Origin of the sequence: Rhodoferax sp. UBA5149 (genome assembly GCF_002413825.1) — a bacterium.
GTDB lineage: Bacteria > Pseudomonadota > Gammaproteobacteria > Burkholderiales > Burkholderiaceae_C > Rhodoferax.
The window spans coordinates 9,172-16,300 of record NZ_DHXT01000063.1; the positions used below are offsets into that span (position 1 = coordinate 9,172).

Here is a 7,129-nt window from a genome sequence, read left to right on the forward strand (position 1 = left end):
CACACTCACCGTCAGGCTGCCGTGCGCTGGCCGTAACATAGTCACCTGACTGTTACATATTGATACGAGGATTTCCCATCCTGCGCCCGGCCATTGCCCTCGGACGCAGGATTACCACTGGCTGCTCAGCGCGCACCCGCTGGAAGTGGCCCGCGTCGATCTGAGCGATGACGAAGCGCTGTCAGCGACCCTCAGCCAAGCGCCCGTCACTGGGGGCTGCCACGCCCGCGTTCGCGTTCGCCAGCGTCGCCCCCCCAAGCCGGACCGATCGAGGCGCGGCCCGGGGAATTCAGCGCGGGTGCAATTGATCTCGCTACGGCATAAACCCGAGATTGACCGGGTAAGCCGCAGCGCCAAAGCGGCCGATGTTGGGCAAGATGCCGGCCAGCTCACCGTCGGCCACGCCGAACCATTTGGCCAGGGTTGCGGCGTACTGGTCGACCGAGGTACTGGGCAGCAAGCGGCCCTGGCCCACGTGCCATTGGTCGCCCGGCGCGGCCGTATTGCTCACACTGACAGGCGGCGGAGTGCCGTAAAACGACCGGCCGTTGACCGCACCGCCCACCACCAGATGGTGGCTGCCCCAGCCGTGGTCCGAGCCGTCGCCGTTGGACGCCAGGGTGCGGCCGAAGTCCGAGGCGGTAAAGGTCGTCACTTTGTTGGCCACCCCGATCTCGACCGTGGCGTTGTAAAACGCCGTCATGGCGGCGCTCACCCGGTCCATCAAGGTCGGTTGCTGCGCGATCAGGTTGTCATGCAGGTCAAAACCACCGAGCGACACAAAAAACACCTGGCGCTTGGCTCCCAGTGTGGCCTGGCCTTTGATCAGGCGCGCCACCATTTTGAGCTGCTGCGCCAGGCTGTCGGTCGGGAACACGGTGCTGGGCGGTGCCAGCGCCAAGGCCGCCGTCACCGACGCCTCGGCATTCATGGCGCGTTGGGTGACCCGGTTGTATTCGTTCTCCAGTTTCTGCGTCCGCGTTTGCTGAATCAGGGTATTGAGCGCACTGCGCACCGCACTGGAGCCATACACCGAGGCATCGGTGGCGGGCCGGATCCGGATGGCGCCGCTGGTGCTGACCTGGTATTGCAGCGCGCTGTCACCCGACACGAAAACGGCATTGCCCGCCACCGACATGCAGGTAAACACCGCGTTGCTGTTGTTGGACAGGGCCAGGTCCCCGATGTTGCCGCCCCAGCCCACCGTGGAGCCTTCGGGCGAGGACGATTGCCAGATCGATTGCTGGTCATTGTGGGAGAACAATTGCGGCGGCAGCGGGTACAGGGACCGGTTGCTGTTGGTGTACTGCGCGCGCGTCATCGGCATCACCAGCGGGCCGACGTTGAGTTGCACCGCCGCCTGACCGGCGTTGAACAGGCCCGCCAGGCCGCTCATGGACGGATGCAAGGCGTACTGGCGGGTTTGGCCCAACGCATCCACCGGAGCCGTCGCTGGATTGAGCAGGGTGGCCGCCAGATCGGCCTTCGCCAGCGCGATGCCGCCGGCCGTTTGACCGACTCCACCGCCACGGATGCTGTTGTACAGGTTGTAGCTGGGGTCGTCATAGGTCACCACGGTGTTGGCGTAGTCGTTGCCACCGTACAGGAAGACACACACCAGCGCCTTGTAGTCGGTCGCATCAAAAGCGGCGGCCTCGCCCATGGCGGCCAGGTTCAGCGCCAGCGGCAAGGCGGCGCCGGTCATCGCCAGCTGGCCGGATCGCTTTAAAAAGGCGCGGCGGGTGTGGAGGTGGGGTTGCAGCAAATGCATGACAGGCCTTTTATTTCTGAATCAGGTACTCGGCCGACGCCATCACCATCAATACCGCCGCGCAAATGCGGTTGCGTTTGATCGCGCTGGTGCTGGTGGCCGTGACGGCGGTGGCGTTCAGGGCGCTGACGATGAGCGTCTCGTTGGCCACGGAGAGCTGTCCCGCGCACAGCAGCAGCTTGAGGCGCTGCACCAGCGCGGCCGCGTCGGTGACCAGCGCCAGCTCGCTGGTATAGGGCGCGCTCATGTCACCTGAATTCAGGCCGCTGGAAATCACACCCATCATGTAGTTCAGGTAACCGCCCACACTGCTCTCGGTGACGAGCTGGAACTCCGGCGCCACCACGCCCGCGCTCAGCGCCGTGGAGGGCGGCACATAGCCCGGCCTGAAATAATTGAACACCGAGGGGGAGCGCAGCGGGCTTTGCCCCAGCTGCGTTCCGGCATTGCTCAAGTCCCCGATTTTCCAGCCGCCACTGCTGGAGTTGACGCCAAAAGTGCGGCCCCACTGCACCAGGCGCAGCATCGGTTCGCGCAACTTGCCGAATTCCGCCTGCGTCAATCCGGCTGGCGCACGCGCCTCGTCGTCCAGCAGAATCGCGGCAAACACGCGTGCCAGGTCGCCGCGCACGCCCGCGCCATTGTTGCTGAAGACCGCCGCCACGCGCGCCACATAGGCCGGACTCGGGTTGCTGGTGACCAGCCGCTGGATCATCTGCCGGCAGAAAAACGGCGCGGTATTGGGATGATTGAACAGGGTGTCCAGCGCGGTCTGGAGCGCTGCCGCGCCCGCTGTGTTGGCGGCCACGGTGGTACCCAGAAACGTGGCCGCCAGCGTGGAGTGATTGCTGGCGCTGAGCAGCATGGGCAGACGGGCAAAAGCCGTATTGCCCACGTTGCGGGTGCCGCCACCGGCCTGCGGTATCACGGTGTTCACATTCTGGCTTTGGTCCAGGTCATAGCCGGTGAAAACACGCGCCAGGTTGCTGACATCGCTGGCGCCGTAGGTGTCGATTTTGTTACCGGCGCCGTCGGTCTGGGGCGTGCCATCGGGATTGAGCTGGAGCAGCCCGATCGTGAACAGCTGCATCACCTCGCGTGCATAGTTTTCATCCGGCTGCCGGCCGGATGAATTTTCTTTCTTGTTGCCTCGGGTGTTGAGGTAGTTGCCCATCGCCGGGTTCAGCGTGACCGCTTCCAGCAAGTCGCGGTAGTTGCCCAAGGCATGGGCCGCCAGCGTGTCCCAGTAGTGCGCCATGGCGTGGCTGCGCCAGCTGAAATCCAGGCCCGACAGCGACACGACAAAAAACTCGGACAAAGCCAGCGCCACCCGTTTGCGCAAGGGGTCGGGCGCGCTCATGAGCTGGTTCCAGATCATGTAGTCGGCGGGGTAACTGTTGTCGTAATAGTTGGCGGGATTCAGTACATCGCCATAGCCCTGGCTGTTGAGCCAATCCCAGCCGGTCGGGCCAAAAGGCTGAGCCACCTGGCGTTCCAGCCAGACCGCGCAGCCGGTGGCCCGCAGTGCGGCAATGTCGGCGTCACTCGCGGAAAATTGGGCCTGCAGCAGGAACCGCGCCGCCTCTTCATCGCTGCTGGGCATCAGGTAGCTGAAGCCCGCCGTGTTCAGACTGATGCTCGCGCCCCCGACCGGGGCGACGGTGCCCGACGCTGAACCGCCACCACCCCCGCCGCAAGCGGCCAGTACAGCCGCCGCCAGCGCGGCCGCTGTCATGGGTCCAGCCGACGCAGAAGGCCGCTCCGGCAGGGTCTCTTCGGTGGCGTCGAGCAGGCCCACTTCATTTACAAGGTTTTGCGTCATGGCAATATCCCCCAAGAAAGGGGTAAAAAAACGGAGGCCCAAGGCTAAGTGGACAGACTCGTTTTACCTAAGGCGCTTGCACTTTGTTACCGGGGAAATTGCCGCGAGTTGCAGAAAAACCACCTGAGGGTGGCTGTTCGAAGTCTGGGCGGGCTTTACTATATTGTTCGCCCAAGCAACTCTGGAAGACCCATGCTGGCACGGTTTCTGATGCCTCTTTGAGAGGCCGTTTTAGACTGATTTCGGCTATACAGCTTTCCGATGTGCTCGCTCCAAACAGGCCGTTCAAATATGCCTTTGAAAGTCGGCAATATGGCGTTGATTTCATTAACTGGAGCACCCGCACCCGACCAGGAGCGGTTGCTCACGGGTGACAGCTTATGGGAAACAGAAAACTTTTCGCCGTCGTGGTTCAATAAAGTTGTCATTCAATCGATGGCTTCCCGTCTTCATTGCTGCCATTGGCGGCGGGGAATTCTGAGACAAGTAGACACTCAAAACATGAAGCCCCCCAGCTGGTGAGTAAGACCGGTCAACCGTGCGGACTCTAGCTCAGGCTTCCGCAGTTCGATGGATTTGAAGTATTTTTTTAGTTCCGGAATTGAACGGAGAAGAAAAATATCTGATGGCCCACTACGTCGAGATACTCGCGACTTTCGACAGTTACAACGTGGCATGTATGTTCCCGCGCTGAAGTGGCAAGCGCAGGGTCAGACAGGTGCCGGCCGGGCTTGAATTCCAAAGCAGTTCAGCCCCGATGGATTCGGCCCTATTCAACTGATTTGACAAGCCCTTGCCGCCGCCACGTTTGAGTGCATCTTCAACAACAAAGCCCGATCCGTTGTCGGTAATCGTGACGGCTACCCAATCGTAATCAACACTCGTTGCAACACGAATCTCGGTAGCATGCGTGTGCTTGATGATGTTGGTAAACGCCTCCTGCAAAATCCGAAGAATATGCAGCGCATTTTTGGGATTGAGCCACTCCAGCGGAGGAACATTTTTGACACTCCAGCGCAATGCAATACCGGAGCTCTCCAGACGCGGCCCCAGACGAAAGCGCAGCGTTGCCAACAACAGCAGCACATCGGCCTCTACCGGCTCCATTGAATCGATGGCCAGTTTGAGGTCGTCGATACAGCCCTTGAGAACCTGCGCAACTTCCACCGCATCCAGTCTTCCGTGTTCCACCACCCGCAACGCGCTGACGAGTGAGGAGCCCAGTCCGTCGTGCATGTCTTGCATCAGTCGCTGACGCTCTTGCGCCAGGGTTTGGCGCTGCTCGATCTCGCGCAAGCGTGCATGGCTATCGGCCAGCTCAAAGCGAAGGACAACGGCCACACTGGCCGCCAGAGCACTGTTGCGCGCCTGCCCAATCAGTGTCACCCCATACAAAATACTGGCCAGACCCAGCGCGTCATAAGACCCGTCACCCATCATAAAAAGTTTAGAGACGACCACAAGCAACTCAGCGAGGATAAATACCACAAACACCGGAAGTACCGGTGCCAGCAGTGACATGGAGCTGCCGGCAATGCCGGTGAGCACCGCAAACACCAAGCTTCTGCCCGTCATGGTCGCGGTGTTGAGCGTGACCCAACACAGCGCCGCCCAGAGCCCGGCGTCAAGCGCGTTGAGCAACAACAGTTGTCCAACCAGAAGGTGCGCATATCGAAAAGAAATGCCAGTGCGCAGGTGGTGACGTGCATGAAAATAACAGCCAAGTTTGGACAGGATCACCACCACACACCACAGTCCCAATCCCACCTTGTTGTCTGCATTGGACAGTACCCACAACATCAGGATTGCCGCCAGAACAGCCGGAATCACCGAGCTGCCCACGTTGCCAAGCACCAGTCGCAACTGCTCCACCAGAATGCGATCCTCGGCCAGTCGTAGCAGATTGCGTTTCATGTTGATGTGGCGCATTAGTCAGGCAAGTCTGGATACCGGTAGAACACGGCTAGCGGGGCAGCAGGCCCTGATTGCGAGCCTCAAAAATTGCCTCTGTCTTTGAGTTCACTTCTAGCTTGGCGTAAATGCGCCGCACAAAGGTCAATATCGTTTGGCGCGTGACGGACATCAGATCGGCGATCTCGTCCGAGGTAAAACCCTTGGTGATGAATTCCAGCACTTCTTTTTCGCGCGCGGACAATGCGCAGCTCTGCCTGGTGGTGGGTTGTAATTGGGGCGTGTTCGAAATGCCGACATTCCGAAAGCGCTTCAAAATCTGCCGCGCAATCAGCGGGCTGATCGGGCTGCCGCCTGCGTACAGGCTCCGAATTTCGAACACCATCCTTTGTGGTTCGCTGTCTTTGAGCAAGTAGCCGGACGCACCCGCTTCGAGGGACTCCATGACGTGTGTTTCGTCACCAAAAGTGGTGCTGACCATGATGTTGCACTCCGGCTGCTTTGCATGTGCCGCCCGAATCACATCGATGCCAGAACCATCGGGCAAGCCCAAATCGACCAGCAACACATCGACAGCCAACTCATCAATCATCTGCAACCCTTGAGTCCGGGTGCCGGCCACGCGCAGCAGCGTCATATCAGGTGTCGCCTGAATGGCCTCTATCAAGGAATTCTGAAAATTGACATCGTCTTCTACCAGAACAACACGAATAAGGGAGCTGTGGGTGCTGTGTGGGGGCTGCTGCATAAAAATAGGTTGGATGATGTTCACGCTCATCCGACTAAACGTGAGTATTCGACTTGGGCAGCCATAGTGCCACATATCTGGAACCAGCTTGTCACTAGTTCTACGGACAGACGGGTGGCACCTGCCCGCTTAGGATCGGCAATAAATAAATGGCAGTAATTACGCTCTGCACCACAAGCCAACAGGGAAACTCTCAATGAACCACATCTACCGCTTGATCTGGAACCACATTACCAACGCCTGGGTCTGCTGCTCCGAAAACGCAAATGGGCGCGGTAAGTCGGGCTCCGGGGGCAATAGCGCCGTCGTTGGCATGGTGGTACTGACGGCGGTCGCGCTGGTTTCATTTATCGCACTGGCTGACCTCACCGGCGGGAAGATCAGCACCGGCGTGGACACGATTGCGCAGGTAGGTAACACCACCACCATCACCCAAAACTGCCAGAACCTGGCCATCAACTGGCAGAACTTCAGCATTGCCGCCAACGAGGCGGTGCGCTTTGCTCAACCCAACCCATCATCTATTGTCCTGAACCGCATCACCGGCCAGAACCCGAGTCAGATACTGGGCAGCTTTAGAGCCAACGGCCGGGTGTTTGTGCTCAACCCCAATGGTGTGCAGTTTGGGGTTGGCTCACAAGTCAATGTCGGCGGCAAGCTGGACGCGTAGGCGCCGACAGGTGGCAATGGCGGGTTTATCGAAAACTCTGCAGCAAGGACCAGTTTGTCCCCATTTCTAGGGGCAGACAACTATTCTGTCATTGCTTAAGGTCAAGGCTACTCAAAGTCTTGTATGCAAAAAGCATTTAACAGCATCAATAGAACAAAACGCGGACACACAGAACGTCATATGTTCCTGACCACAAAATCAAACGCT

At 59.4% G+C, this 7,129-nt stretch carries 4 protein-coding genes and 1 pseudogene; 1 reads left to right on the plus strand and 4 read right to left on the minus strand.

Annotated elements, in window-relative coordinates:
• Positions 1–313: 313 nt before the first annotated feature.
• From B3V69_RS05095 to B3V69_RS05110, 4 genes and pseudogenes are all read right to left on the minus strand, one after another.
• Positions 314–1,771, minus strand: a complete 1,458-nt coding sequence (locus B3V69_RS05095) for a DUF1501 domain-containing protein (RefSeq protein ID WP_296444399.1) — start codon at positions 1,769–1,771, stop codon at positions 314–316.
• Positions 1,772–1,781: 10 nt separating this feature from the next.
• A complete protein-coding gene (locus tag B3V69_RS05100; protein ID WP_296444401.1) occupies positions 1,782–3,593 on the minus strand; it encodes a DUF1800 domain-containing protein in 1,812 nt (603 codons plus the stop codon).
• A 663-nt stretch (positions 3,594–4,256) separates the two neighbouring features.
• Positions 4,257–4,913, minus strand: a pseudogene (locus B3V69_RS20715) (sensor histidine kinase); the annotation flags it as partial.
• 643 nt (positions 4,914–5,556) lie between these two features.
• The gene (locus B3V69_RS05110; protein ID WP_414707465.1) at positions 5,557–6,282 is read right to left on the minus strand and encodes a response regulator; all 726 of its coding nucleotides are present in this window, start codon (positions 6,280–6,282) and stop codon (positions 5,557–5,559) included.
• A gap of 166 nt (positions 6,283–6,448) precedes the next feature.
• Here B3V69_RS05110 and B3V69_RS05115 point away from each other — a divergent pair, with 166 nt between their 5' ends.
• Entirely contained in the window at positions 6,449–6,922 is a 474-nt protein-coding gene (locus tag B3V69_RS05115) for a filamentous hemagglutinin N-terminal domain-containing protein (RefSeq protein ID WP_296444402.1), read from the plus strand.
• Positions 6,923–7,129: the final 207 nt, after the last annotated feature.